Source organism: Pseudomonas sp. GW821-FHT10C09, from assembly GCF_059415465.1.
The window spans coordinates 120,107-146,106 of record NZ_JBWKNG010000017.1 but is presented as its reverse complement, the minus strand read 5'-3'; the positions used below and the strand labels follow the sequence as shown (position 1 = coordinate 146,106).

29 protein-coding genes are annotated in these 26,000 nt (G+C 60.3%); 18 read left to right on the top strand and 11 right to left on the bottom strand.

Annotated elements, in window-relative coordinates:
* Window positions 1-102 precede the first annotated feature (102 nt).
* The 3 genes from AC07N8_RS19245 to AC07N8_RS19235 form a co-directional block, all read right to left on the bottom strand.
* Window positions 103-1,542, bottom strand: a complete 1,440-nt coding sequence (locus AC07N8_RS19245) for an FAD/NAD(P)-binding protein (RefSeq protein ID WP_493145525.1) — start codon at window positions 1,540-1,542, stop codon at window positions 103-105.
* A gap of 106 nt (window positions 1,543-1,648) precedes the next feature.
* Window positions 1,649-3,079, bottom strand: a complete 1,431-nt coding sequence (locus tag AC07N8_RS19240) for an LLM class flavin-dependent oxidoreductase (protein WP_493145527.1) — start codon at window positions 3,077-3,079, stop codon at window positions 1,649-1,651.
* A gap of 157 nt (window positions 3,080-3,236) precedes the next feature.
* Entirely contained in the window at window positions 3,237-3,800 is a 564-nt protein-coding gene (locus AC07N8_RS19235; protein ID WP_483839771.1) for a helix-turn-helix domain-containing protein, read from the bottom strand.
* On the opposite strand from AC07N8_RS19235, the gene AC07N8_RS19230 reads away from it, so the two are divergent.
* The 7 genes from AC07N8_RS19230 to AC07N8_RS19200 all read left to right on the top strand — a co-directional run bounded on the left by AC07N8_RS19230 (window position 3,795) and on the right by AC07N8_RS19200 (window position 11,149).
* On the top strand, window positions 3,795-4,820 hold the full coding sequence (locus AC07N8_RS19230) for a DMT family transporter (RefSeq protein WP_493145529.1): 1,026 nt from the start codon (window positions 3,795-3,797) through the stop codon (window positions 4,818-4,820). The two genes, AC07N8_RS19235 and AC07N8_RS19230, sit on opposite strands and share 6 nt — an antisense overlap.
* A 265-nt stretch (window positions 4,821-5,085) precedes the next feature.
* Window positions 5,086-8,004 (top strand): monovalent cation/H+ antiporter subunit A, encoded by a 2,919-nt coding sequence (locus AC07N8_RS19225; RefSeq protein ID WP_493145531.1) that lies wholly within the window; start codon window positions 5,086-5,088, stop codon window positions 8,002-8,004.
* Window positions 8,004-8,348, top strand: coding sequence for a Na+/H+ antiporter subunit C (locus tag AC07N8_RS19220; RefSeq protein ID WP_007944721.1), 345 nt, complete (start codon window positions 8,004-8,006; stop codon window positions 8,346-8,348). Before AC07N8_RS19225 ends, AC07N8_RS19220 begins: the two co-directional genes overlap by 1 nt.
* Window positions 8,345-10,030 (top strand): monovalent cation/H+ antiporter subunit D, encoded by a 1,686-nt coding sequence (locus AC07N8_RS19215; RefSeq protein ID WP_493145533.1) that lies wholly within the window; start codon window positions 8,345-8,347, stop codon window positions 10,028-10,030. The genes AC07N8_RS19220 and AC07N8_RS19215 overlap by 4 nt, the downstream gene beginning before the upstream one ends.
* Complete coding sequence (locus AC07N8_RS19210) at window positions 10,027-10,515, top strand: Na+/H+ antiporter subunit E (RefSeq protein WP_493145535.1); 489 nt, start codon at window positions 10,027-10,029, stop codon at window positions 10,513-10,515. Before AC07N8_RS19215 ends, AC07N8_RS19210 begins: the two co-directional genes overlap by 4 nt.
* Window positions 10,512-10,790 (top strand): K+/H+ antiporter subunit F, encoded by a 279-nt coding sequence (locus AC07N8_RS19205; RefSeq protein ID WP_027924693.1) that lies wholly within the window; start codon window positions 10,512-10,514, stop codon window positions 10,788-10,790. The genes AC07N8_RS19210 and AC07N8_RS19205 overlap by 4 nt, the downstream gene beginning before the upstream one ends.
* Window positions 10,787-11,149 carry a Na+/H+ antiporter subunit G gene (locus tag AC07N8_RS19200; RefSeq protein WP_123435820.1) on the top strand — a complete coding sequence of 121 codons (363 nt, stop codon included), beginning with the start codon at window positions 10,787-10,789 and terminating at the stop codon, window positions 11,147-11,149. The genes AC07N8_RS19205 and AC07N8_RS19200 overlap by 4 nt, the downstream gene beginning before the upstream one ends.
* Before the next feature lie 155 nt (window positions 11,150-11,304).
* Here AC07N8_RS19200 and AC07N8_RS19195 read toward each other — a convergent pair whose 3' ends face one another.
* The 4 genes from AC07N8_RS19195 to AC07N8_RS19180 all read right to left on the bottom strand — a co-directional run bounded on the left by AC07N8_RS19195 (window position 11,305) and on the right by AC07N8_RS19180 (window position 13,603).
* On the bottom strand, window positions 11,305-11,742 hold the full coding sequence (locus AC07N8_RS19195) for a DUF3995 domain-containing protein (RefSeq protein WP_493145537.1): 438 nt from the start codon (window positions 11,740-11,742) through the stop codon (window positions 11,305-11,307).
* A 74-nt stretch (window positions 11,743-11,816) separates the two neighbouring features.
* Entirely contained in the window at window positions 11,817-12,833 is a 1,017-nt protein-coding gene (locus AC07N8_RS19190) for an ABC transporter substrate-binding protein (RefSeq protein ID WP_483839776.1), read from the bottom strand.
* A 117-nt stretch (window positions 12,834-12,950) separates the two neighbouring features.
* Window positions 12,951-13,154, bottom strand: a complete 204-nt coding sequence (locus tag AC07N8_RS19185; protein ID WP_483839777.1) for a hypothetical protein — start codon at window positions 13,152-13,154, stop codon at window positions 12,951-12,953.
* On the bottom strand, window positions 13,154-13,603 hold the full coding sequence (locus AC07N8_RS19180; RefSeq protein WP_172825907.1) for a hypothetical protein: 450 nt from the start codon (window positions 13,601-13,603) through the stop codon (window positions 13,154-13,156). Before AC07N8_RS19180 ends, AC07N8_RS19185 begins: the two co-directional genes overlap by 1 nt.
* 420 nt (window positions 13,604-14,023) lie before the next feature.
* Between AC07N8_RS19180 and AC07N8_RS19175 the strand changes: the two genes are divergently transcribed.
* The 3 genes from AC07N8_RS19175 to AC07N8_RS19165 all read left to right on the top strand — a co-directional run bounded on the left by AC07N8_RS19175 (window position 14,024) and on the right by AC07N8_RS19165 (window position 15,028).
* Complete coding sequence (locus AC07N8_RS19175) at window positions 14,024-14,272, top strand: hypothetical protein (RefSeq protein ID WP_483839778.1); 249 nt, start codon at window positions 14,024-14,026, stop codon at window positions 14,270-14,272.
* Window positions 14,273-14,430: 158 nt separating this feature from the next.
* On the top strand, window positions 14,431-14,661 hold the full coding sequence (locus tag AC07N8_RS19170) for a hypothetical protein (RefSeq protein ID WP_483839779.1): 231 nt from the start codon (window positions 14,431-14,433) through the stop codon (window positions 14,659-14,661).
* Window positions 14,662-14,791: 130 nt separating this feature from the next.
* Complete coding sequence (locus tag AC07N8_RS19165; RefSeq protein ID WP_493145541.1) at window positions 14,792-15,028, top strand: DUF2789 domain-containing protein; 237 nt, start codon at window positions 14,792-14,794, stop codon at window positions 15,026-15,028.
* A gap of 9 nt (window positions 15,029-15,037) precedes the next feature.
* On the opposite strand, the gene AC07N8_RS19160 is transcribed toward AC07N8_RS19165, so the two are convergent.
* The 3 genes from AC07N8_RS19160 to AC07N8_RS19150 form a co-directional block, all read right to left on the bottom strand.
* A complete protein-coding gene (locus AC07N8_RS19160) occupies window positions 15,038-15,241 on the bottom strand; it encodes a hypothetical protein (protein WP_046027607.1) in 204 nt (67 codons plus the stop codon).
* A 120-nt stretch (window positions 15,242-15,361) separates the two neighbouring features.
* Window positions 15,362-16,585 (bottom strand): methyl-accepting chemotaxis protein, encoded by a 1,224-nt coding sequence (locus AC07N8_RS19155; protein WP_495065926.1) that lies wholly within the window; start codon window positions 16,583-16,585, stop codon window positions 15,362-15,364.
* A gap of 580 nt (window positions 16,586-17,165) precedes the next feature.
* The gene (locus tag AC07N8_RS19150) at window positions 17,166-17,570 is read right to left on the bottom strand and encodes a TraR/DksA family transcriptional regulator (RefSeq protein WP_007907888.1); all 405 of its coding nucleotides are present in this window, start codon (window positions 17,568-17,570) and stop codon (window positions 17,166-17,168) included.
* 366 nt (window positions 17,571-17,936) lie between these two features.
* On the opposite strand from AC07N8_RS19150, the gene AC07N8_RS19145 reads away from it, so the two are divergent.
* The 3 genes from AC07N8_RS19145 to AC07N8_RS19135 all read left to right on the top strand — a co-directional run bounded on the left by AC07N8_RS19145 (window position 17,937) and on the right by AC07N8_RS19135 (window position 20,599).
* Entirely contained in the window at window positions 17,937-18,548 is a 612-nt protein-coding gene (locus AC07N8_RS19145; protein WP_483839782.1) for a glutathione S-transferase, read from the top strand.
* A gap of 25 nt (window positions 18,549-18,573) precedes the next feature.
* The gene (locus tag AC07N8_RS19140) at window positions 18,574-19,677 is read left to right on the top strand and encodes a DNA alkylation repair protein (RefSeq protein ID WP_493145546.1); all 1,104 of its coding nucleotides are present in this window, start codon (window positions 18,574-18,576) and stop codon (window positions 19,675-19,677) included.
* Between the two features lie 325 nt (window positions 19,678-20,002).
* Complete coding sequence (locus tag AC07N8_RS19135) at window positions 20,003-20,599, top strand: eCIS core domain-containing protein (protein WP_493145548.1); 597 nt, start codon at window positions 20,003-20,005, stop codon at window positions 20,597-20,599.
* Between the two features lie 359 nt (window positions 20,600-20,958).
* Here AC07N8_RS19135 and AC07N8_RS19130 read toward each other — a convergent pair whose 3' ends face one another.
* Window positions 20,959-21,531 carry a cytochrome b gene (locus tag AC07N8_RS19130; RefSeq protein WP_483839785.1) on the bottom strand — a complete coding sequence of 191 codons (573 nt, stop codon included), beginning with the start codon at window positions 21,529-21,531 and terminating at the stop codon, window positions 20,959-20,961.
* Between the two features lie 205 nt (window positions 21,532-21,736).
* Here AC07N8_RS19130 and AC07N8_RS19125 point away from each other — a divergent pair, with 205 nt between their 5' ends.
* The 5 genes from AC07N8_RS19125 to AC07N8_RS19105 are packed head-to-tail and all read left to right on the top strand — an operon-like array spanning window position 21,737 to window position 25,993.
* The gene (locus AC07N8_RS19125) at window positions 21,737-22,414 is read left to right on the top strand and encodes a thermostable hemolysin (protein ID WP_483839786.1); all 678 of its coding nucleotides are present in this window, start codon (window positions 21,737-21,739) and stop codon (window positions 22,412-22,414) included.
* Window positions 22,404-23,885, top strand: a complete 1,482-nt coding sequence (locus AC07N8_RS19120; RefSeq protein WP_493145551.1) for an AMP-binding protein — start codon at window positions 22,404-22,406, stop codon at window positions 23,883-23,885. Before AC07N8_RS19125 ends, AC07N8_RS19120 begins: the two co-directional genes overlap by 11 nt.
* On the top strand, window positions 23,882-24,556 hold the full coding sequence (locus AC07N8_RS19115) for an iron-containing redox enzyme family protein (protein WP_483839788.1): 675 nt from the start codon (window positions 23,882-23,884) through the stop codon (window positions 24,554-24,556). The genes AC07N8_RS19120 and AC07N8_RS19115 overlap by 4 nt, the downstream gene beginning before the upstream one ends.
* The gene (locus AC07N8_RS19110) at window positions 24,543-25,352 is read left to right on the top strand and encodes an SDR family oxidoreductase (RefSeq protein ID WP_493145553.1); all 810 of its coding nucleotides are present in this window, start codon (window positions 24,543-24,545) and stop codon (window positions 25,350-25,352) included. Before AC07N8_RS19115 ends, AC07N8_RS19110 begins: the two co-directional genes overlap by 14 nt.
* Window positions 25,349-25,993: a tetratricopeptide repeat protein gene (locus AC07N8_RS19105; RefSeq protein WP_483839790.1), complete on the top strand. Its 645-nt coding sequence runs from the start codon at window positions 25,349-25,351 to the stop codon at window positions 25,991-25,993. Before AC07N8_RS19110 ends, AC07N8_RS19105 begins: the two co-directional genes overlap by 4 nt.
* Window positions 25,994-26,000: the final 7 nt, after the last annotated feature.

Here is a 26,000-nt window from a genome sequence, read left to right as displayed (position 1 = left end):
GCTTTGCGCCGCTTGAACCAGAAACCCCGGGTAGATCCGATCTACCCGGGGTTTTTCTTTGAGAGCAGAAACCTGAGGGAGACAAGGCTCCCACTGTTACGTTTATCTCAACAGGTTTTCGACAAGTCGTGCGGCAAGGGCTTTGGCCTGCAGCGCTACGTCGGTGACGGCGGTGCTTTCCCACCACATGCCGCGCAACGGCGGGCCCATGGCGAACAGGCGATAAGCGACCTGGCCATCGTCGTCCAGTACGGCACCGTCGACCGCCGCCGCGATCCCTAATGCCAACGGTCCCGGCCGGATCAGCCCGCGCGCCAGCAATTGTTGCGGCAACGGCCGAGCGACGCGGCGCCAGTCATATTCGATACCGCTGGAGTTGATCAACGCCGCGCCGTGCACCACACAGGTGTCGGCCTCGCCACGGCGGCGAATGCGGATGCTGACGCCGCCCTGCGACACAGGCTCAAGCCCCTTGAACGACGCGGCCTGAATGCGCAATCGCCTTTCCCCGTGCAACCGTTCCACCAGGGCCGCACTCAACGGCGGCGAGCGGTGGTGATGACTTTCCCACCATGGCCGCACATGCCGCACAAACTGCCGACGTTGCAGGTCCGTCGCCTGATTCCACAACCGTCCGATGTGCGCCCGCACGGTATCGAGCGGTGCTTGCCAGTCAACGCCTTGGGCGATCGCCTCACGGCAATGCCGACGCAGTTCACGCACCAGTTGCCGGGGTGTGCGAAGGCTGTGATCCTCGGCCAGAAAATCTACCCAGGCCGGCGGTTGCCGACGCACATGCGGCAGAAAGCCGTGGCGGGAAAACACTTCGATAGGGCCGCGATGCCCGGCCTGTTCCAGCGACACCACGGCATCGACCATGGTCAGGCCAGAACCAATGATCAGCACCGTCGATTGTGGATCGAGTTGGCGCATTGCGGCGACATCCCACGGATCGAGTGCTGCGGCGTTCAAACCACTGGACTCGGTCTGTGGCGTGCGCGCGGCGGGGAACATGCCTGTTGCCAGCACCGCATAAGAGCCCTGCAAGCGTTGCCCGTCACTCAAGGTCAGCCGTACCGAATCGTCGTCCGTTTGCAGATCGATCACTTCAGCCTGCACATGTTCGACCGTGGAGCCATTCAACGCCCCGACGGCTTGCGCTTCGGCCAGACGTTGCTGCACGTACACGCCGAACAGCCCGCGTGGCGGGAACAACTCGCTGATCGGTACCGGTTGCTCGGCAGATTCCGGCCAGCCACCGGCGGCGATGTGTTCGGTCAGCCACTGCGTCAGGTCATCGGCATTGTCCGGGTCGACACTCATGCGCGCCGCATTGCCGTTCAGCGTATGGCCCAATTCGACGGCACTGTAGGCTTCGCCCCGACCGAGCTCGGCACGCGGCTCGATCACCAGCACCGAACGGCGGCCCGGCAAGCGCAACAACTGCGCCGCCAGCATCGCGCCGCTGAGGCCGCCGCCGATGATCAGAACGTCGGCGTGGCGGGTGTCGTCGGTCGTTTGTGCGCTTTGGATTTCGCTCATGCCATGCTCGTTGGTCAGATGGAAAGCTGCTGCGTGCCACCTTAATGTGTTGCTCTCCAGCGCACAAACCCGTCCTTAGTAGGAGTGAGCCTGCTCGCGATAGCGTCTACGCAGACACCACTTTCTTCTCCTGCTGCCGCAACGCCGACAAATCCCGATACCCTGCCCCCGGATGACTCTCCGGCAACCGCGCCCCGCCCCCAAACAACTTCTCGCGCAAAGTCCCCGGCGCATACTCGGTCTTGTAGACCCCGCGTTTCTGCAACTCCGGCACCAGCAACTCCACAGCATCGATAAAGGTTTCATGGGTCAGCGCGTAAGCCAGGTTAAACCCGTCAACGTCGGTCTCCTCCACCCACTCTTGCAACAAATCGGCGACCGTCTCGGGGCTGCCGACAAACAACGGCCCAAACCCGCCAATCCCCACCCAGTCCGCCAGTTCATTGGGGGTCCAGACCTTGTTAGGGTCCGCCGTGGAAAACGCTTCGACCGCCGATTGAATCGCATTGGTGTGCACATGCTTGAGCGGCTCATCGGGCTTGAACTGACTGAAGTCGATACCGGTCCAGCCAGAAATCAACGCCATGGCGCCTTCGTAACTGACCCAGGTTTTGTATTCCTCGAACTTGGCTTTGGCTTTCGCGTCGGTTTCACCGAGGATCACCGTTTGCAGGTTGAAGATCAGGACTTTCCTCGGATCGCGCCCGGCCTCGGCTGCACGTCGACGAATGTCGGCCACGGTTTTCTTCAGCAACACTTTCGACGGTGCGGCGACGAACACGCATTCGGCATGTTCGGCCGCAAACTGCTTGCCACGACTTGAAGCACCGGCCTGATACAGCACTGGCGTGCGCTGCGGCGAAGGTTCGCAGAGGTGAATGCCCGGCACCTGGAAGTGTTTGCCGACGTGGCGGACTTCGTGAATCTTGCTCGGGTCGCTGAAAATCCGCCGCTCGCGATCACGCAAAATCGCGCCCTCTTCCCAACTGCCTTCCCAGAGCTTGTAGCAAACCTCCAGGTACTCCTCGGCGAAGTCGTAACGGGCGTCGTGTTCGGTCTGATTCTTCTGGCCGATGTTCTTCGCGCCACTTTCCAGATACGACGTGACGATGTTCCAGCCGGCGCGGCCCTTGGTCAGGTGATCCAGGGTCGACAGGCGTCGGGCGAACGGATACGGATGCTCAAACGACAACGAGGCGGTCAGGCCAAAGCCCAAATGCTCGGTCACCAGGGCCATGGGCGGAATCAGTTGCAGCGGATCGTTGACCGGCACCTGCGCAGCCTGACGGATCGCCGCGTCACCGTTGCCGTTGTAGACGTCATAAATGCCCAGCACATCGGCAATGAACAAGCCGTCGAACTTGCCGCGCTCGAGAATTTTCGCCAGGTCGGTCCAGTATTCGAGGTCCTTGTATTGCCACGAACGATCGCGTGGATGCGCCCACAAGCCCGGCGACTGGTGGCCGACGCAGTTCATGTCGAAGGCGTTCAGGCGAATTTCGCGGGAAGTACGTAGGGGTTGGGCTGGGGTTGTCATGGGCCGACTCCGGGATTCTGATAAAGGCTCCAGGACCTTTTGCAGGAGTCGTGCCCGAATACTATCTCCAGCTATTTCAACAGGTTGGTGAATCTTTCGAGAAAAATCTGCAGCTGTAGAAAAGCAAAGTGTCTATCCACTGTTGACTGGCAAACAGTCAGATCACCACGTTGCGCACGAACCGCGCCGCTACCGGGCCATCGTTGCGATAGGCATGGGGCTGGTTACTGGCGAACATGAAAAACTCGCCGGCAGCGATGCGCTGTGGCGTATCACCCAACATCAGGGTCAGGCAGCCTTCGAACACGTAGATCTGTTCGCTCCAGCCTTCGGCGTCCGGTTGCGACGGATAAACCTCACCGGGTTGCAGGCACCATTCCCATTGTTCCACTTCGCGAGTCGCGGTGGCCTTGGACAGTAGAACGGCTTTGCTGCCAGGGATTAAACCGGCCCAGGCCACTTCGTTGATGCGACTCGGGTCGCGAGCGTCCGGGGCCTGAATCAGGTCACTGAACCTGACGTCCAGCGCTTCGGCCACGCGGTCGAGGGTGGTCAGGCTGACGTTCTTCTCGCCCGCCTCGATGGCCACCAGCATCCGGCGGCTGACCCCGGACTTTTCGGCCAGCGCGGTCTGGCTCATGTCGGCGGCGTGGCGCAGGCGTCGAACGTTTTGGCTGACGTGCTGGAGGACCGAAGCCCGTTGCGTGGAATCTTTGTGCACTATATTGCTCACTCGGTGGGGTTGGGCAGTATACTGCGCAACATTCGGCGCATTGTGCGTCCCCCTCAGGTAGCGTGCAAGGTCATGACGTCGGTGAACTCTTCTTCCCCCCGTTTCTCGCGGTTCAGCAAAGCCGAGTGCGTGCTGGTGCTGATCACCATGGTCTGGGGCGGTACTTTTTTGTTGGTGCAGCACGCCATGACCGTCAGCGGCCCGATGTTTTTCGTCGGCCTGCGCTTCGCTGCTGCCGCGATTCTTGTTGCGCTGTTCTCCTGGCGCCATCTGCGGGAGTTGACCCTGTTCGAACTCAAGGCCGGGGCGTTTATCGGCGTGGCGATCATGCTCGGTTACGGCTTGCAGACCGTGGGTTTGCAGAGCATTCCCAGCAGTCAGTCGGCGTTTATCACGGCGTTGTACGTGCCCTTTGTGCCGTTGCTGCAATGGCTGGTGCTGGGACGTCGCCCGGGGTTGATGCCGAGTATCGGGATCATGCTGGCGTTTACCGGGTTGATGCTGCTGTCGGGGCCCGCCGGCGCTTCGTTCAATTTCAGCCCCGGTGAAATCGCCACGCTGATCAGCGCGATTGCGATTGCCGCAGAGATCATTCTGATCAGCACCTATGCCGGTCAGGTCGATGTACGGCGGGTGACGGTGGTCCAATTGGCAACCACCTCGGTGCTGGCGTTTTTGATGGTGGTACCGACCCAGGAACGCATTCCGGACTTTTCCTGGCTGCTGCTGTGCAGCGCGTTGGGGTTGGGCGCGGCGAGTGCGGCTATTCAGGTGGCGATGAACTGGGCGCAGAAGAGTGTTTCGCCGACCCGGGCGACCTTGATTTATGCGGGCGAGCCGGTGTGGGCCGGGATTGTCGGGCGGATCGCCGGCGAGCGGTTGCCGGCGATTGCGCTGGTGGGCGCGGGGTTGATTGTGGCGGCGGTGATTGTCAGTGAGTTGAAGACCAAGGGTAAGGGTGTGGCGGCGGAGGAAGAGTCGGAGCCAGAAACATCGGTTGAACCTTGATTGCTGGGTTGCCGGATAGATCGCCTTCGCGAGCAGGCTCGCTCCCACAGTTGATCGCGGTGTACTCGGATTATGTGTACACCAAAGTTCTCATGTGGGAGCGAGCCTGCTCGCGAAGGGGCCAGACCTGCTGAACACGGGTCCTGGAAACAATGTGAATCCGCCTTTTTCCGTCTACCGTGTAGGATTCTGCGACAGCTTGGCGTTTGGCGATCTTGGGAGTGGCACGTATGATGCTTCACAAACTTCCGCAGATTAGAAGCCTATGTCCCTGATAGTTCTACTGCTTCTGCCTTTTATCGGCAGCTGTCTGGCAGCCGTCCTGCCACACAACGCACGCAATACCGCCCCCCTGCTGGCCGGCCTGATCGCACTGATCGGCACGGTCCAGGTCGCGCTCTTGTACCCGCAAATCGCCCATGGCGGCGTGATCCGCGAAGAATTCTTCTGGTTGCCGAGCCTTGGCCTGAACTTCGTCCTGCGCCTGGACGGCTTCGCCTGGTTGTTCTCAATGCTGGTGCTGGGCATCGGCACCCTCGTCTCGCTGTACGCGCGCTACTACATGTCGCCGGACGATCCGGTGCCGCGGTTTTTCGCGTTTTTCCTGGCGTTCATGGGCGCCATGCTCGGGCTGGTGATTTCCGGCAACCTGATCCAGATCGTGTTTTTCTGGGAGCTGACCAGCCTCTTCTCATTCCTGCTGATCGGTTACTGGCACCACCGCAGCGATGCACGACGCGGCGCCTACATGGCGCTGATGGTTACCGGCGCGGGCGGATTGTGCCTGCTGGCGGGGGTCATGCTCCTCGGCCATGTGGTCGGCAGCTATGACCTGGACAAGGTCCTGGCCGCCGGCGAGCTGATTCGCGCACATGCCCTCTACCCTATTCTGCTCCCCCTGATCCTGATCGGCGCCTTGAGCAAAAGCGCACAATTCCCCTTCCACTTCTGGCTGCCCCACGCGATGGCGGCCCCGACACCGGTTTCGGCCTATCTGCACTCGGCGACCATGGTCAAGGCCGGGGTGTTTCTACTGGCACGGCTGTGGCCGTCGCTGTCCGGCAGCGAAGAATGGTTCTACATCGTCAGCGGCGCCGGCGCCTGCACCCTGTTGTTGGGCGCGTATTGCGCGATGTTCCAGAACGACCTCAAAGGGTTGCTGGCCTACTCGACCATCAGCCACCTCGGCCTGATCACCCTTCTATTGGGCCTGAACAGTCCGCTGGCCGCCGTGGCCGCGGTGTTCCACATTCTCAACCACGCGACGTTCAAGGCCTCGCTGTTCATGGCCGCCGGGATCATCGACCACGAAAGCGGCACCCGCGACATTCGCAAGCTCAGCGGCCTGATCAAGCTGATCCCGTTCACCGCCACCCTGGCCATGGTCGCCAGCGCATCGATGGCCGGTGTACCGCTGCTCAACGGCTTCCTCTCGAAAGAGATGTTCTTCGCCGAAACCGTGTTCATCAATGCCACGGCCTGGGTCGAGTGGAGCCTGCCAATCGTCGCGACCATCGCCGGCACCTTCAGCGTCGCTTATTCGCTGCGCTTCACCGTCGACGTGTTCTTCGGCCCGACCGCCACCGACCTGCCGCACACCCCGCACGAACCGCCGCGTTGGATGCGCGCACCGGTGGAATTGCTGGTGTTCACCTGCCTGGTCGTGGGGATGTTCCCGGCGCAAGTGGTCGGTTCCATCCTGGCCGCCGCAGCCCTGCCGGTGGTGGGCGGAACCCTGCCGGAATACAGCCTGGCGATCTGGCACGGCTTGAACGCGCCGATGATCATGAGCCTGATCGCCATGTCTGGCGGCATCGTGCTCTACCTGCTGTTGCGCAATCAGCTCAAGCGCGGGCGCTTCAAATACCCGCCGGTGATTGGCCGATTCAACGGCAAGCGCCTGTTCGAGCGCGGCTTGGTGATCATGATGCGCTCGGCCCGTCGTCTGGTGCGCCGGATCAGCACCAACCGTCTGCAAACCCAATTGTTCCTGGTGGTCCTCGCCGCCGTGCTGGCCGGGTTGATCCCGATGCTCCACAGCAGTTTGAGCTGGGGTGACCGGCCGAAAATTCCGGGCTCGATCGTGTTCGTGACCCTGTGGTTGCTGGCGATTGTCTGCGCCCTCGGCGCGGCGTGGCAGGCCAAGTATCACCGGCTCGCGGCCCTGACCATGGTCAGCGTCTGTGGCCTGATGACCTGCGTGACCTTCGTCTGGTTCTCCGCACCCGACCTGGCCTTGACGCAACTGGCGGTCGAAGTGGTGACCACGGTGCTGATCCTGCTGGGCCTGCGCTGGCTGCCACGGCGGATCGAAGAAGTCTCGCCACTGCCAAGCAGCCTGCGCAAGGCGCGCATCCGCCGTATCCGCGACTTGCTGTTGTCGACCGTGGTCGGTGGCGGCATGGCCTTGCTGGCCTACGCGATGCTGACGCGCCAGACGCCCAACGACATTTCTTCGTTCTACCTCAGTCGCGCCCTGCCCGAAGGCGGCGGGAGCAACGTGGTCAACGTGATGCTGGTGGACTTCCGTGGCTTCGACACCCTCGGTGAAATCACTGTGCTGGTGGCCGTGGCCCTGACCGTGTTCGCCCTGCTGCGACGCTTCCGCCCGCCGAAAGAAAGCCTGCAGCTGCCGGCGCAGCAACGCCTGTTGGCTCCAGACGTGGTCACCGACCTGGTCAACCCGCGCCACGCCAGCGACACCGCACTGGGTTTCATGATGGTCCCGGCGGTGCTAGTGCGCCTGCTGCTGCCGATTGCCCTGGTGGTGTCGTTCTACCTGTTCATGCGCGGACACAATCAACCGGGCGGCGGTTTTGTCGCAGGGCTGGTGATGTCGGTGGCGTTCATCCTGCAATACATGGTCGCTGGCACGCAGTGGGTCGAGGCACAAATGAGCCTGCGACCGCTGCGCTGGATGGGCACCGGGTTGCTGTTCGCCACGGTCACAGGACTTGGCGCGATGGCTGTCGGTTATCCGTTCCTGACCACCCACACCTGGCATTTTTCACTGCCGGTACTGGGCGACATTCACATCGCCAGCGCGCTGTTTTTCGACATCGGCGTGTACGCCGTGGTGGTCGGTTCGACGCTGTTGATCCTCACCGCCCTCGCCCACCAATCGGTTCGCGGCCACAAAACTGCGGCCCAACCCAAACCCGTCGCCACGCAAGGAGCCGTCTGATGGAAGAAGTCATCGCAATCGCCATCGGCGTGCTCGCGGCCTCCGGCGTCTGGCTGATCCTGCGGCCACGGACCTTTCAGGTGGTGATGGGCCTGTGCCTGCTGTCCTATGGCGTCAACCTGTTCATCTTCAGCATGGGCAGCCTGTTCATCGGCCGCGAGCCGATCATCAAGGACGGCGTACCGCAGGATTTGTTGCACTACACCGATCCCCTGCCGCAAGCGCTGGTGCTGACCGCCATCGTGATCAGCTTCGCCATGACCGCATTGTTCCTGGTCGTGCTGCTGGCTTCCCGGGGCTTGACCGGGACCGACCATGTGGATGGCCGGGAGCCTAAAGAATGAATGCGATGACGCACCTGATCGCCGCACCGATTCTGCTACCGCTGCTGACCGCCGCCATCATGTTGATGCTCGGCGAGAAACACCGTCCGCTGAAGGCCAAGATCAACCTGTTCTCCAGCCTGCTCGGCCTGGGGATTTCCGTGTTGCTGCTGCAATGGACACAAACCACTGGCGTGCCGGGTTCCATCGGCGTGTACCTGCCGGGCAACTGGCAAGTGCCGTTCGGCCTGGTGTTGGTGGTCGACCGCCTGTCGGCCTTGATGCTGGTGCTGACCGGGATCATCGGCGTCAGCGCCTTGCTGTTCGCCATGGCCCGTTGGGACGGCGCCGGTTCAAGCTTCCACGCGCTGTTCCAGATTCAATTGATGGGGTTGTACGGCGCGTTCCTGACCGCCGACCTGTTCAACCTGTTCGTGTTCTTCGAAGTGCTGCTGGCGGCGTCCTACGGCTTGATGCTGCACGGCTCGGGCCGGCCGCGGGTGTCGGCGGGCCTGCATTACATTTCGATCAACCTGTTGGCCTCATCGCTGTTCCTGATTGGCGCGGCGCTGATCTATGGCGTCACCGGCACCCTGAACATGGCCGACCTGGCGCTGAAAATCCCGCTGGTGCCGGAAGCTGATCGCGGTTTACTGCATGCCGGAGCGGGGATTCTCGCGGTAGCGTTTCTGGCCAAGGCCGGGATGTGGCCGCTGAACTTCTGGCTGGTGCCGGCCTACTCCTCGGCCAGCGCACCGGTGGCGGCGATGTTCGCGATCATGACCAAAGTCGGCGTCTACACCTTGCTGCGCTTGTGGACATTGCTGTTCTCCGGTCAGGCCGGGGCGTCCGCCTACTTCGGCGGCGACTGGCTGATCTACGGCGGCATGGCGACGATCGTCTGCGCGGCGCTGGCGATTCTCGCGGCGCAACGCCTGGAAAGGATGGCCAGCCTGAGCATTCTGGTGTCGGCCGGGATCCTGCTGTCAGCCATCGGTTTCGCCCAGCCAAACCTGATCGCAGCGGCGCTGTTTTATCTGGTCAGCTCGACCCTGGCGTTGAGTGCGCTGTTCCTGCTGGCCGAGTTGATCGAGCGCTCGCGTTCGGTCAATGAACTGCCGCTGTTCGACGACGCCGACCTGATTGCGCGACCGGCGCCGGCCGCGCAACCGCTCAAAGGCATCAACCTCGATGACGATCAGAAAGCCGTGGTCGGCCAGGTAATTCCCTGGACCATGGCCTTCCTTGGCCTGAGCTTCATTGCCTGCGCACTGCTGATCATCGGCATGCCGCCGCTCTCCGGGTTCATCGGCAAACTCAGCCTGCTCAGTGCCCTTCTCAACCCGCTGGGCCTGGGCAATGGCGTCGGCGAACCGGTGTCGAATGCGGCGTGGGGGTTGCTGGCGTTGTTGATTCTGTCGGGGCTCGCCTCGTTGATCGCGTTCTCGCGCCTGGGCATCCAGCGCTTCTGGACCCCGCAAGAACGTCCATCACCGCTGCTGCGCCGCTTTGAATGTGTGCCGATCATCGTCCTGCTGGGGCTGAGCATTGCGTTGACCTTCAAGGCTGAACCGCTGTTGCGCTACACCCAAGCGGCCGCTGACGCCTTGAACAATCCGCAGCAATACGTAATGGCCGTGCTCGGCACCCGTGCGGTACCCAGCCCGGAAGCCAAAGCGGCGATGGCGGAGGTTCAACCATGAAGCGACTGTTTCCTGCTCCCTGGCTGTCCTTGGCCCTCTTGCTGTTATGGCTGGTACTGAACCAGTCGATCAGCCCTGGCAACCTGTTACTCGGTGTGACGCTGGGCTTCTGCGCGCCGTTGATGATGCGCCGGTTGCGACCGCTGCCCATTCGAATTCGTCGTCCGGGGGTGATCCTGCGCTTGCTGCTGGTGGTCGGTCGCGACGTGGTGGTGTCCAACCTCGCCGTGGCCTGGAGCGTGCTGAACGCGGGTCGCCGTCCGCCCCGCTCACGCTTCATCAAGGTGCCGCTGGACTTGCGCGACGCCAATGGCCTCGCCGCACTGTCGGCGATCTGCACCGTGGTGCCTGGCACCGTCTGGTCGGAACTGGCGCTGGACCGCAGCATCCTGTTGCTGCATGTGTTCGATCTGGATGACGAAGCGCTGTTTATCCAGCACTTCAAGGCGACCTATGAGCGCCCCTTGATGGAGATCTTCGAATGAGCGCATTGCTGTCGAACGCCATCCTGGCGAGCCTGTTCCTGTTTTCCGTAGCGATGATCCTGACGCTGCTGCGCCTGTTCAAAGGCCCATCGGCGCAGGATCGGGTACTGGCGCTGGATTACCTGTACATCATCGCGATGCTGATGATGCTGACGCTCGGCATTCGTTATGCCAGTGACACCTATTTCGAGGCGGCGCTGTTGATCGCCCTGTTCGGCTTCGTCGGCTCGTTTGCCCTGGCGAAATTCCTGCTGCGTGGCGAGGTGATCGAATGACTGGCGAACTGTCGCTGTGGGTTGAGATTCCGGTAGCGATTCTGCTGCTGCTCAGCAGTCTGTTTGCGCTGATCGGCGCCATTGGCCTGGTGCGGATGAAGGATTACTTCCAGCGCATGCACCCACCGGCGCTGGCGTCGACCTTGGGCGCGTGGTGCGTGGCATTGGCGTCGATCATTTACTTTTCCGCGCTTAAATCGGGGCCGGTGCTGCACGCCTGGCTGATCCCGATTCTGTTGGCGATTACGGTGCCGGTGACAACGTTGCTGCTGGCTCGGGCGGCGTTGTTTCGTAAGCGCATGGCTGGGGATGATGTGCCGGCTGAGGTGAGTAGTCGGCGGAGTGAGAGTGGGAGTTAAGCCTGGAGTCTTTTGTTGACTGGGCTGGCCTCTTCGCGAGCAGGCTCGCTCCCACAGTAGATCTTCAGAGGACACAAAATTTGTGGACCATCCAGATCCTGTGGGAGCGAGCTTGCTCCGGGCGGCGTTCCGACGAAAGCAATTTCAGCAGCAGCTCAAATCCAGGCCACTGCCAACAACCCCGCACCCAACACCACACACAACGGTGAATACACCCAGGTATCGAGCCGGGCGAACTTCGAATCCTTCACCTCTTTGAAAAACCCTACCAGGTTCGAATCGCCAATCGCCCGGGCGAACATCAGTATCGCAATGCCACTGATCACCCATTGCAGCCAGCCGTCCTGCACCGCCGGCAAACACAGCCCGACCCGTAGGCACACCAGCATGGCGATCAGCAGAGGCCCCACCGCCACCAGCAACGTCACCATCCCCGACGGCTTGAAGGCTGGCCTTGATTGCGCGCCGCCCTCCCCGGGCAATCGCGGTACCGCCGCCTCGCTGCCCACTTTACCGCCCGACGCCCAATACACGTGGACCAGGCTGATCATCAGAAAGATTGAAGACATCCATTGTGCAACCAACAGGTTCATATTCAGTTATCCATCCAGTGAGAGCACACGTGCTCCGGGCGGCGATAGCGAATGCATTTGTGTGGAGCACCTGTTTACTTCAGGTCGGCGGAGACCTTATCAGCCACCTCCTTGGGTAGCCATGCCTTCCAGACGTCCGGGTGCGCCTTCATGAATGCTTCTGCGGCCTGGCGGGGCGGGGTGTGTTTTTCGCTCATCTCGGCCAGGGCCTTGTTCAATGGATCGATGGGCAAATCGACCTTGCTGAAGAACTCGGTGATCTGAGGGTACTGCTTTTGAAACGGCGTAGACACGCCGATGGACAGCTTCGAGGCCAGTGAACGGGTCGGCTTGGGATTTGGATTGTCAGCGTCGGTCAGGGTTTTCCAGGCTTCGGCGTCGAAGGGTGGTTCCTCCAGCTGGATCAGCTTGAAGCGGCCGAGCAAGGGCGTCGGTGACCAGTAATAGAACAGCACCGGCTTGCCGCGATGGATCGACGAAGTGATTTCCGCGTCCAGCGCTGCTCCGGAACCGCTGCGAAAATTCACGTAGCTGTCGTTCAAGCCATAGGCGGTGAGCTTCTGCTTGTTCACCACTTCCGAGGTCCAGCCGATCGGGCTGTTGAGGAAGCGGCCCTTGCCAGGGGTTTCCGGGTCACTGAACACGTCTTTGTACTTGAGCAGGTCGCTGACACTGCGCAACCCCGGCGCCAGTGGCTTGATGCCTTTGGCCGGATCGCCCTTGATCACGTACTCCGGAACCCACCAGCCTTCAGTCGCGCCCTTGACCGTATCGCCCAGGCTGGCGACCTTGCCTTCGGCCTCAGCCTTGACCCAGACCGGGCTGCGACCTGCCCACTCTTCACCAATGACCTGAATGTCATTGTTGGCCAGGGCGGTCTCCAGGGTAATGGTAGTGCCCGGCAAGGTATCCGTCGGTAGCCCGTAGCCCTTCTCGACGATGATCCGCAAGATATCGGTGATCAGGCTGCCGCTTTCCCAATTCAGGTCGGCGAAGTGGATGGGTGCCTGGGCGGCGAATACCGGAACGGGTGACGTCAACAACCCGAAACTGGCCACGGACGCAGCCAGTAACCGTCGAAATCCTTTCATGCTTTTGCACCTCGTGCTGTTCACAGCAATAGCAGGATGGCCTGATGAAAGACCGCGAGCCTCAAAATATTCAGTCAATTGACTGTAGTAGAGGATCCTGATTTCGAGGGGCAGGAATTAATTTTCGGAAGATTCCTGCAAGAGGGATAGCTCTCTTCTGACCATGCTGGCGTACGCCGCCGGGCGCAGCGCATAAATGTGTGACGCCACCCAATTCAGCCAGGCTCCCTGCAGAACAGCCTTTTGCTCGAACAACCGAAGGGCTTCAGCGTGGGCACTGGCCTGGTTCTGTTCGTGGAAATCGGCGCGGGTCAGGCTCATTACTCGCTGGCCTTGAAGGTCACCAACTCGCCCTTGCGCCACTTGGCGGCTTTGGCGGTCACGGCTTTCAGGGTTTTGGTCAGGCCTTCCTGCAGCTGTTGATGAGCGGCAAACACCATCACCACGCTATGACCTTCCTTGAACACAATCGCCTGACCATCGGCGGTGGTGACAAACGCGTAATCGCCCAATCCATACACCGTCAGTTTGATTTCGCGAAACTTGATGTCCAGCTTGCCGCCTTCGCGACTGGGCAGTACCGAGGCGCTGAAATGATCACCAACCTTGAGTTTGAGCCCTGGCTTGTCATCAACCACCAGCGCTTCTTCGGTGTCGATCTCGGCAATGTAAATGCCTTCGGCGTTCTGTTCGGTGACATAGACAAAACGAGATTGAAACTGTTTAACCAACTTTGCGCGCAAATCACCCAGCACGAACAAAGCATGCATATCGAGATTACTTACTGCCAAGGAAACATCCCCACATCTGAAATGGATGCTGCACGCAGGAAAAGCGCGCAGCAGAAAAAAGCGGCCATGCCGAAGGTCTAGCAAAAAAACCGGGTTGAAATCCTGATCCGGGCAGAGGGCTCATGCATCGCGAGGTCCGTGAGCGTACTGGAATAACACTCGCGCCGTCTTCCCTCAACGTCGTCAGATGTTGAAGGAAAATGCCCTTCTTGCTGCCAGAAGAAACAGGACTACCAACTTTAAGGAAAAAACCCTACAAGAAAAGCACTTTTCCGACATATCGCCCGCAAAAAATTGCTTTAGATGGACACCCTTGATGGCGATTCTAGAGCAGCGATGCTGACAGAGACCAGCCAAAACGGCGTACATACGTCGGCAAAACAATGAAAAGGACTTCATATGTGCACAATGACTCACTTTGCAACCACCCAGCCGACTTACACGCACAACACCTTGGCGCTGTCGCAGGCGTTGTTCGATCAACCTCCCTTACACCCTGACAGCCCTTCCCGGCCAAGGTTTCAGGTGGTCCTGGCCGGTAACGCGTTTTTCCATATCAAGGAAACCTCCACAGGACGCGTCAGAGGTTTCCGCGGTGACCACAACCAGGCTTGTGCGCTTGCCCGCTCACTTGAGTCCCGCGAATAAAGCCTCCCCTGAGTTCATTCCAATAGACGTTTCGTCATACCGTCGAGTTAACTCAGCCGTCGGCGGGCAACTACTGCCATACTGCCCGCCCCATGAAACCCGTTCCCACGTCGGACGGTGCTCAAAACAACAAAACATTTCCAAGGGAAGACTGCTACGTGACGGAATTTGATATCGGCGAATTTATTATCCGGGGCGAAGCCAGAGAGATCGACGGCGAATTCCAGGCAGTGATAGTTTTGCGCGCCAAACCGAAATTGACCACGGTGACCTATCACCAGGTCGAGAAAGATCGCTGGTTCAAAACAGCAGATGTCGCCGCCGTCGCCGCTCAGGAAGCGGCCAAAGAACTGAAGGCAGCCGTCGATGCAGGGGCATTGAAAGCCTGATCAGCAAATTTGCCGTCTATGCTCACTCCTGCTTTGGAACATCCATCGAACTCCTGAAGCGCGGCCTCCTCAGATGCAATGAAGCCGCCCTTCAGTTCTCGCATTCGACGCGACCCACCAGGAGATGAACATGGATTCACCTACACACGACTTGAAAGGTTTGTTCGACCAACTTGGCCTGGACTCCAGTCAGAAGGCCATCGACGATTTCATCGCCAGCCATTCATTGCCCGACGACAAGAAAATGATCGACGCCGAGTTCTGGACCCCGCAACAAGCCGGCTTCCTCAAGGAGCAACTGCGTGAAGACGCCGATTGGGCGCGAGTGGTCGACGACCTGAACCTGCGTCTGCACCAGGTTCACTAGCCCGCGTACTCAGTGCAGGCTGTCCGGAGATTCGGCGCTCAACTGCGCCAGCCAGGCAGCCCTGCACTCTTCAGCCTCATCACGACTAGAAAACGCCGTCCCCCGGCGCTCACCGTTTAGCAGTACCACCCAACAAACGCTCTGCCCCATCGCGCGCAAACAGGCGGGCACCCCGCTGCCAATCATCACCGCGACATCCACTTTGCTTTGCATGCTGGCCTCTCGAATTTCATTAGCAACCTAACTATGTAGGCATGTTAATGAGTTCATCCGCGAGGAAACAGCAACGAGGCTGCACAGCTTCGTTGCCGGAATCGTAACAATGGTCAGCGCCTAGCGTGGCCCCTGTGGCTTGTATCCCAGGCGCAAACCGCCCCAATGTCGGCCCTTGACGAGGATTGGCACCGAGAGATCGTGCATTAGTTCGCCGGTATCGCGGGTGTAAGTCTGCAACAACACCGGCTGCTGATGGCTGCCGCAGCGGATACCGGTGCGATCAGCAAATTTGCGCTTGGTGCGGTTTTGCACGGTATCGACCTTCGCGTCGCCCGTCAGCGGCTGGCTGAAAATCGTGTTATGCGTTGGTACATACCCCTGCTGTGTGCAGGCGATGGCAAACACCAGCCCTTCATGACGCGGCAACAACGGCTCCTGAATCGTCGGCAGAACCTGATCGGTGTAGCGGTCGAAACGGGTCTGGAACTTGGCCGGACTGGTATTGGGGATCGCCTGATAATTGCGATCAAACAAGTCATCGAGACTGACGCGCCCCTGATCGATATCCATTTCGAAACGTGCGGCAATCTGGCCCGCGCCCTCCCGAGCCAGGTCATAGATCCGTTGGTGATAGTCATCCAGCCCGACTTCGGCCAGGCGCTCGCTGATGGATTCGGCCTGCCCTTCCATTTGCACGGCGGCCTGGGCCAGTCGTTGGGTCTGCTGGTCGCTGATCGCCAGATCGCTGCGCATCTGTTCGATCGCATGAAACAGGCTGTCGAGTTGTTCGCGATTGGTGTCGGCGCCCCGGGCGATTTCCCCGACCTGATGCTCGACACCCGCGGCCAGGCGCGCAATGTTCTCCAGGTGCTGACCGGTGTGCTCGACTTGCCCGACACCGGTATCGAGGTCGCTGGACAGTTGGCGGATCTGCTCGACGACCTGAGCGGTGCGTTGCTGGATATCGGCAACCATCTCGCCGACTTCACCGGTCGCCGTCGCGGTTCGCGCGGCCAAGCCCCGTACTTCATCGGCCACCACCGCGAAACCGCGCCCGTGCTCCCCGGCCCGCGCCGCTTCAATAGCGGCGTTCAACGCCAGCAGATTGGTCTGGCTGGCGATGGACTGGATCACCAGCGTCACCCGCTGGATATCGTCACTGCGCAGGCTCAGGGCCTCGATCAGCTCGCGACTGTTACTGGCGCGCTCGCTGAGTTGATGCATACGGGCGATGGACTCGATCAACTCCTTGCGCCCGGCGGCGCCGCTTTGATGCGCCTCGCTGGCGGCGTCGAGCGCTTCACGGCTGAGTTTGGAAGTGACTTCTTCGGTCGCGATCATCGCCTCGGCATTGCGGACAATTTGCGCCGCCGCGCTGAGTTGCGATTGCAGTTTGTCCGCCAGTTGCTTGACCGAAAAGGCCACGCCGGCCGCAGACAGTGCGTTATGACTAGTGGTGTAGGACAGATCGCGAGTTAACGCGGTGATGGCGCTGGCGTCGTCCGCCGGCGAATCTTGAGGCGTTGCGCGGGAGCGCAGACGCGGCAACCAGATAATCAGCACCGCCAACGGCAGGCCAAGGTAAAGCGGCCATCCACCCAACGCCATGCCACATAACAACAGCATCAGGGCGATGCTTTGCAGGGTCGGCGTCACCCAGGGGTTTTTCGGCAAAAGCACTGGCGCAGGCGCGGCCGTCGCCAGAGATCCGTCTCTCGTCATCTTCGTCACCCCACGATCTTCTAATTGTTGTCTTCGCATTAAACGCCACTACAAGGCCATTATCCATGGTCCATTAGTCGCGTGTACTGCAGCAGATCAATAGCGACGCAGGGGCTTTTTCGCAGACGAAAAAAAGCATCGCGGGCCAGCCTTGCTCCTTTGGGAGTGAGGCTCGCCCGCGATGCGGGGCGCTACGAAATCAGGCCTGACGCTGGTGCTTGTCGATCTGTTCGTGACGCTCTTGCGCTTCGATGCAGTACTTGGTGGTCGGGCTGATCAGCAGGCGTTTCAGGCCAATGGCCTCGCCGCTGTCGTCGCACCAGCCGAAGCTGTCTTCTTTGATGCGTTCCAGAGCCTGCTCCAACTGAGGCAGCATGCGCTGGTCGCGATCGATCGCGTTGACCAGCCAGGTGCGCTCTTCTTCGACCGAAGCCGCGTCTGCCGGATCGGCCGGGGTGTCCAGGCTTTCGATGGCGATGCGGTTCTGCTCGATGCGCTCATGGGTTTCGACTTTCATGTTCTGCAACAGCTCGCTGAAAAAAGCATGTTGCTCAGCATTCATGTAGTCATCCGCCGGCATGGCCAGCAACTTGTCCTTTGTCATTGATATCTCTATAAAAAAACGTGCATTAAGGCGAATTAGGGAGCGTTCCGGCGGACCTGGTGAAGGCCATCGGAAAGGCGCCGTTTATTCCAAGCGCCACCCGGCACTCAATTTACGAGGGGCGGCAGTCTAAGGCCGACTTGAGGCCCCAGCAACTGAAAAGTCAGCGAATTTGTCCGACAAGGTACGCAAAGTGCTCTACTGCGACCGTTGCGGCGGTTATCGGAGTGCGTTTATAGCAAGAAATTCAATCGAGCGGCTGTATATAGAAGACAAACGGCCGCACAAGCCCTCCCTTTGCTTGCGGGACGCGGATCCTCAGCTAAGGTTGACCGTCCCGAAATGGCCCTCTGCAGGAGTGTATTAATGAAGCTGATCGGCATGCTGGATTCACCCTACGTACGGCGCGTGGCCATTTGCGCCCAACACTTGGGTATCGACCTGGAGCATCAATCGGTCTCAGTGTTTCGGCACTTCGAGCAATTTCAACAGATCAACCCGGTGGTCAAGGCGCCCACCCTGGTGCTGGACGACGGCGACGTGTTGATGGATTCGAGCCTGATCATCGACTACCTGGAAGCCCTCGCCGGCCCCGGCAAAAGCCTGATGCCCGGCGACCTGAAGCAACGGCTGCGCGCCTTGCGGGTGATCGGCCTGGCGTTGGCGGCGTGCGAGAAATCAGTGCAGCTATATTACGAACGCAACCTGCGTCCCGCCGAGATTCAATTCCAGCCATGGATGCAACGCGTTGAAGGCCAATTGGCCGCCGCTTATTCATCACTGGAACGTGAACTGGAAAAGCATCCGTTAGCGAATGGGGCCTTGATTGCGCAAGACGGGATTACCGTGGCGGTCGCCTGGAGCTTCACCAATCTGGTGATTCCGGACCAGGTCGATGCCGAGCGCTTCCCGCGAATCGCCGCCTTCACCGCGCAGGCAGAAAAGCTTGAGGCGTTCATCAAAACCCCGATAACCTGAGCTGCCCACCCGCCCGGACTCACCCATGACCGCCGCCGAACAATCCGCCCCGGCGCTGAAGGAAATCTTCAACGCCGAGCGCCTCAAATACATCGCAACTGAAATGACGGCGGTTTACCCCGGGTTCAACGCCAAGGCCTTCCTGAAGATGGCCAACGACGGCCTCGCCGACCTGTCGATCATGCAGCGCATGGCGCGGGTCAGCGAATGCCTGCATGCAGTGTTGCCGCTGGGGTATGACGAATCGCTTGAAGTGCTGCGCGCCCTCGCCCCTCGGCTGAACAGTGGTTTTGTCAGTATTTCGCTGCCGCATTATGTGGCGATGTATGGCGGGCATGATTTCGAGCAGTCGATGGAGGCGCTCAAGTACTTCACCACGTTTGGTTCGGCGGAGTTTGCGGTTCGGTATTTCCTGCGCAGTGATGTGCAGCGCTCATTGGCGCTGATGCAGGAATGGTCGCGGGATCAGAATGAGCATGTCCGGCGTCTGGCCAGTGAAGGCAGTCGACCGCGGTTGCCGTGGTCGTTCCGGCTGGAGCAAGTCCAGGCAGATCCAACGCTGGCGGCGGCGATTCTCGACAACCTGAAGGCGGATGAAAGCCTTTATGTGCGCAAGTCCGTGGCTAACCACCTCAATGACATCACCAAGGATCATCCTGAGTGGGTGCTGGACCTGATCGAGGGTTGGGCGCTGGATAACAAGCACACGGCGTGGATTGCCAAGCATGCGTTGCGCAGCTTGATCAAACAGGGCAATCAGCGGGCGCTGGCGATTATTGGCGCCAGTGGCAAGGCTGAGGTCGAGATTGTCGGGTTGACGGTTGAGCCGGCGGTGATTCGGCTCGGGGAGAAAATCACCCTGTCGTTTGGTGTGAAATCCACGGTGGCGGAGAGTCAGCGCTTGGTGATCGACTATGCGATTGATTACGTCAAAGCCAATGGCAGCACGTCGGCGAAGGTGTTCAAGCTCAAGGCCTTGACGCTCCCCGGCAACGCCACCGAACTCGTCAGCCGTGGCCAGCAGATCAAGGAACTCACCACCCGCAAACACTATGTGGGCGTGCATGCCGTGCACATCCTCGTAAACGGCGAGCGCCTGGCCAACACTTCATTCGAAATCCTTCCCTGACCTGTAGCAGCTGACGAGCAGCGCGAGGCTGCGTTCGGCTGCGAAGCAGTCGTAAGATCAGGCAACAGGTTCCGTCAGGAATACCGCGTTTGCCGGACGCCGAGGACTTCAAAACTGTCTAAATCCACCCCTTTCTTCCGCGCAATGTGGCGAGGGAGCTTGCTCCCGCTGGGCTGCGAAGCGGCCCCAACGCATCCACGTCAATGGTCAGTCGCTTCCTGCGAACAGGTTTGAGGGCTTTGGGTTCGGGTCTACGCTGAAGCGATGCGGGTCGTCGATCTAGTGTGATCCACTGTTCACGTTGCGTCCGTCTTTGGAGCGCCCAATGCCACCCTTCACCACGCGCTTGATGACACTGCTTTTTCTTTGCCTGCCCCTTGAAGTATCAGCCCAGCCCAACCCCTGCCCGGCTGGCGAGAAACAAGTGTGCCTGGACAGCTGTATCTGTCTGCCAGACGTGGGGCAATTACTCGGCCTCCCACCTGAAGGCATCTATCAGATAGCCGCACCTGCCCTGGCGATGTGGTTGACCCAGGCCCGCGCTGAAGCAGCCACCGCCGACACCCAACCCATTCCACCGCGCATTCGAGAGCAACTGCTGCGCTGGTACGACCCCAGCGTCCTTGATGCCGCGCGCTACAAAGTGAGCGACAACGGCCAATTCAGCGCCGCCACTGCCATGCTGCAAAATCCTGATGTCGGTGCGGTGACGTTGATCGACATCATCCTTTTTCGGAATGCTCAAACGGCAGAACAGAACGTTGCACTCTGGGCTCATGAATTGAAGCATGTGCAGCAGTTTCAGGAATGGGGGGTTCAGGGGTTTGCCCAACGGTATACGCAGGATTTCAATGCGGTGGAGGCACCGGCTTATGCCGTGCAGGGTGAGGTCAGGCGCTGGGTGCGGGATGGGAATTTTTGAAGAGTTGCGAAGCTACCCTAATCGTGGGGAGCACTGGAAATAAATCCGCCCCCTTTTGTATACAATGCGTTGTTAGCCTTGTGGGTGGTAACAGGAGGCTTCGTTTAAACAGGTTGGATTTCTGTTGTTTAAGCTCCAGCGGAACAGAAGCAATTGACGCATTGCCTCAGGCAAATGAAATCCATGTGGGAGCGAGCCTGCTCGCGAAGGCGCCAGATCATTCAACATCGATGTTGACTGACACACCGCTTTCGCGAGCAAGCTCGCTCCCACAGGATTTGTGTTTTTTCTGATGGGTATTCAGGGGGCTTCAATAATTTGTGTACCGTCGTTCTGGCCTTACCGCACCCATTTCAAGATCATCGCTGGCGCTGATTCACCGCATTGCCGGATCGACCCGGCAGCATGCGGGTCAGGGTGTTGTCGCGGACCCAATAGTGATGGAACAGCCCCGCCGCCGCGTGCAAACCGATTAACCAGTAACCGGCACTGCCGAGCAGTTCGTGCCAATGCCTGAACTGCCGGGCCAGGTCGGGATCCACCGCCACCAGTGACGGCAGGAAGAACCCGAAATAAGGCATTGGCTTACCGCCTGCCGAGAGCATCAGCCAAGCCAGCATCGGCGCGGCGATCATCAATACGTAAAGCGCCAAATGCATCAGGTGCGAAACGCCGGTCTGCCACAGGGGCAATGCCGGGGTGATGGGCGGACGAGGTGTGAGTCGCCCGAGCAATCGCACCCAGACCAATATGAAAATGCTCAACCCGAACAGCCCGTGAAACCCCAGAAACAGACCCTTCAAGGCATGCCCGCGGGGGAGCATGCTTCTGAGCTCGATGCTGGTGTAGACGCCGACAAACAACGCCAGCATCAGCCAGTGCAAGGTCATCGACAGTTTTCCATAGCGGGGTGTTGCTGAGTCTCGGGTCATAAGGGGCCTCATCAAAGTCGTTGCCGGCTGGCGATTCATTCGCCTGCCTGGGTCCGGCGGGGCACCGAACCGACTGAGCGCACACTGCCCGCCAAGTCTTAAGGCAGTCTGAAGACCGCTGCCCTCCTCCTTTTTTCCACCTTCAGACTCTCTTAAGTATTGCCTTCAATACTCCTCCTCAATTGATCCGTGGAGGCGTCTTCCCATGCCCGATTTTGAGTGGAACATCGCGCTTCCCTTGCGTTTCGGCCAATCCGCAACCGAACAGATGTGTTTGCACAGAGCGCTGCCGGACGAGCCCCGGCGGCCCCCCTTTGAAGACTTTATCCAGCAACGCTTCCGCAAGGCCCACGGCGCCGACATCCGTCATTTCATGCCCGAACTGTTCGGCATGAGCAATGCGTCGGGTGAGCTCTGTGCGGTGGCCGGGATTCGCCTGGCGAGTCTTGGGCAATTGTTTCTGGAGCGTTATCTGGACGAATCGATCGACCCGCTGATCAGTGCGGCCGCCGATCACCCCGTGGACCGTAGCGGCATCGTCGAAGTTGGCAACCTGGCCGCCAGCAACACCGGCAGCGCGCGAATAAGCATCATCGCCATCACTTATCTTCTGGCCATGGGTGGCCTGGAATGGGTGGCGTTCACCGGCAATGTCGGCCTGGTCAACAGCTTTCATCGCCTGGGCTTGAAACCCGTGACGCTGTGCGCCGCCGATCCCGAGCGGCTGGGTGATGAACGCCACCACTGGGGCAGCTATTACGAAAACAAACCCTGGGTGCACGTGGGCAACATCCGCGCCGGCTTCATCCATTTGCACAACAGCGGGATGTTCGGGCGCCTGGGGTTGCCAACGTCCAACGAGGAATCCAGCCATGTCGCCTGAAACCGAACGTTTCAAACAGACCCTGCACAGCCATGCCGAACGCACGCCCACCGCGATTGCGTTGTGGGGCGATCAGGTGAAGGTCGACTACGCCACGTTGTACGCAGAAGTCCTGACTCGCCAACAGCGTCTGCGCGACGAACACATCAGGGTGCTGGCGCTGGCGCTGGACAATGGCGTGGAAGCGATGCTCTGGGACTTGGCCGCGCTGTTCGAAGGCCTGACTTGCCTGACGTTGCCTCCGTTTTTCAGTCCGGCCCAACGCCGCCACTGCCTGGAACAGAGCCACGCCGAACGGGTGATAGCCGAGCCGCAGCTGGACGCAGAATTGCAGGAGGCCGGCTACGAGAAAACTGGCGGAGTCTGGTGCCGGACCTTCATGGAGCCGAACCGTATGCCCGAAGGGACCGCCAAACTGACGTTCACCTCCGGCACCACGGGTACGCCCAAAGGCGTATGCCTGAGCGCTGAGAGTATTTTGACCGTCGCTCGCGAACTGGATCAGGCCAGCAAACCCACCGCCCCGCAGCATCACCTGGCGCTGTTACCCTTGGCGATCCTGTTGGAAAACCTGGGTTGCTATGCCGCGTTGTATGCCGGTGCAACCTTGAGCCTGCCCAGCCAGAAAACCCTCGGCATCCAAGGGGCCAGCGGAGTGGACGTGCCACAGTTGCTCGGCTGCCTGGCCGTCCGTGCCCCCGAAAGCCTGATCCTGGTGCCGCAGCTGTTACTTATGCTGGTCAGCGCCGCCGAGCAGAAAGCCTTCAACCCCGGCACGCTGCGTTTTGCCGCGGTGGGTGGCGCCCGGGTTGCCGAAGAATTGCTGCATCGCGCCCAACTTGTCGGCCTGCCGATTTACGAAGGCTACGGACTGTCGGAATGCGCCTCGGTGGTGTGCCTCAATCGGCCCGGCGCACGACGTCCCGGCAGCGTGGGCCAGCCCCTGTCCCATGTAGAGATTCGCTTGGCCCAGGACGGCGAGGTGCTGGTCAAGGGTTCGACCTTGCTGGGCTATCTGGGCGAAGCGCCGCCTACCGATGATTGGTGGCCGACCGGTGATCTCGGCGTATTCGACCCCGAAGGTTTTCTCTACCTCAACGGGCGCAAGAAGCATCAATTCGTCACCAGTTTCGGACGCAACGTGAACCCGGAGTGGGTCGAGTCCGAATTGACCCAGCGTCGCCACATCGCCCAGGCCTTCGTCTACGGCGAAGCCCTGCCGCACAACCATGCGCTGCTCTGGCCCTCGCGCCCGGACTGCACCGACGACGATCTCGCCGCCACCGTCGCCCAGGCTAACGAAGCCTTGCCCGACTACGCCCAAGTCCATCACTGGAGCCGACTGGATCAACCCTTCACTCCCGCCAATGGCTTGCTCACTGCCAATGGCCGACTGCGCCGCGACGCCATCGTCGAGCGTTACCGGGCGCAACTGTCTGAACCTGCATTTTCCGAGGAATCCGCATCATGAGTTTTTTCGACCGGCTGCAAGAAGCCACGCAACAAGAACGCCATGCGCTGTTCAATCTGCCGATCATTGTCGACGCCCTGGAGGGCAAGGTCAGCCTGGAAAGTTACCGCGCGTTTCTGGCGCAAGCCTATTACCACGTGCGCCATACCGTGCCCTTGATGATGGCCTGCGGCGCGCGGCTGCCATTGCGCCTGGAATGGCTGCGTAAAGCCGTTTGCGAATACATCGAGGATGAATATGGCCACGAACAATGGGTCCTCAATGACATCGAAGCCTGCGGTGGCGACAAGGTCGCGGTACGCGACGGTCGTCCGAGCCTGCCGATCGAACTGATGGTCAGTTTTCTCTACGACCTGATTGTCCGGGACAACCCGGTCGGCCTGTTCGGGATGGTCAACGTGCTGGAAGGCACCAGCATCGCCCTCGCGACCCACGCCGCTGGCAGCATTCGCGAGCGCCTGGACTTGCCGGAAACTGCCTTCAGCTACCTCAGCTCCCATGGCTCCCTGGATATCGAGCACATGCAGACCTATCGCCGACTGATGAACACCCTCGACGATCCGGCCGACCAGGCCGCGGTGATTCACGCTTCCAAAGTGGTGTACACGCTCTACACCGACATGTTCCGTGGCTTGCCACGCGACGGGGAGACATCACATGCGCCTGTCTGAAGCTCGTGTGGTACTCACCGGTGCCAGCGGTGGCATCGGCCTGGCGATCGCAACCGCGCTGTGCGCCAGTGGTGCCCGGGTGCTGGCGGTGGCGCGGCAAGAGGCACCGTTGGCGCCGCTGCTCGCGAGTTATCCGCAGCATCTGTGCTGGATCGGCGCAGACCTCACCGTCCTCACCGATCGGCGCAAGGTGCTGGCTGCCGCCCAAGCCATTGGCGGGATCAACTTGCTGATCAACGCCGCCGGAATCAATCACTTCGCCATGCTCGAACAACTCGAGGACAGCGACATCCACGCGATGATGGCGGTCAACATCAGCGCGCCGATCTGCCTGACCAAACTACTGTTGCCGCTGCTCAAGGAAGCCGAGAGCGCGATGGTGGTGAACGTCGGCTCAACCTACGGTTCCATCGGCTACCCCGGCTACGCCAGCTATTGCGCCACCAAGTTTGCCCTGCGCGGGTTTTCCGAAGCCTTGCGCCGGGAACTGGCGGACACCCGCGTGAGCGTGCTGTACGTCGCCCCGCGCGCCACCCGCACCCGCATGAACAGCCCGGCGGCGCAGGCATTGAACGATGCGCTCAAGGCCAACGTCGATGATCCGCAAACGGTCGCGGCTGCCGTGATCCATGCCATCGCCGGTGATCACCGCGATTTGTACCTGGGCTGGCCGGAGCGTTTTTTCGTGCGCCTGAACAGCCTGTTGCCCCATCTGGTGGACAAAGGCTTGCGCAAGCAATTGCCGCTGATCCGTCGCTTGAGTGAAAAGCCCGATAACGAGAATCTCAAACCATGAAAAAAATCATCGCTTGCCTGCTGGTGGGCGCCTTGAGCCAAAGCGCCTGGGCGCTGGACCCATCCGACCAGCAACGCCTGAAGGGCATTCAACAAGAATGGGCGCACATTCAATACGAAGTTCCCGAAGCGCAGCGCACCGCAGCGTTTGAACAATTGGCGGCCCAGGCGTCGGCGTTCACCCAGCAACGCCAGTCAGTGGCAGAAGCCTGGATCTGGTCCGGCATCGTCACCAGCAGTTGGGCCGGCGCCCAGGGTGGTCTCGGCGCGCTGAGCAAGGTCAAGGCGGCAAAAGCCGATCTCGAAAAAGCCCTGGCCCTGGACCCCAAAGCCTTGCAAGGCTCGGCCTACACCAGTCTGGGCGCGCTGTATGACCGCGTGCCGGGCTGGCCCATCGCCTTTGGTGACTCGGACAAGGCTGAACAGTTGCTCAAACAGGCCTTGCAACTCAACCCGGACGGCATCGATAGTCTGTACTTCTGGGGTGATCACCTCTACCGTCAAAAGCGCTACAGCGAAGCCAAAAGCGCGTTGCAGAAAGCGTTGAAAGCGGCGCCAAGGCCCGGTCGGGAAACCGCCGACGCGGGGCGACGCAAAGAGATCGAAGCGTTGCTGGTGGACGTGAACAAGAAACTCGACTGACAGGAGT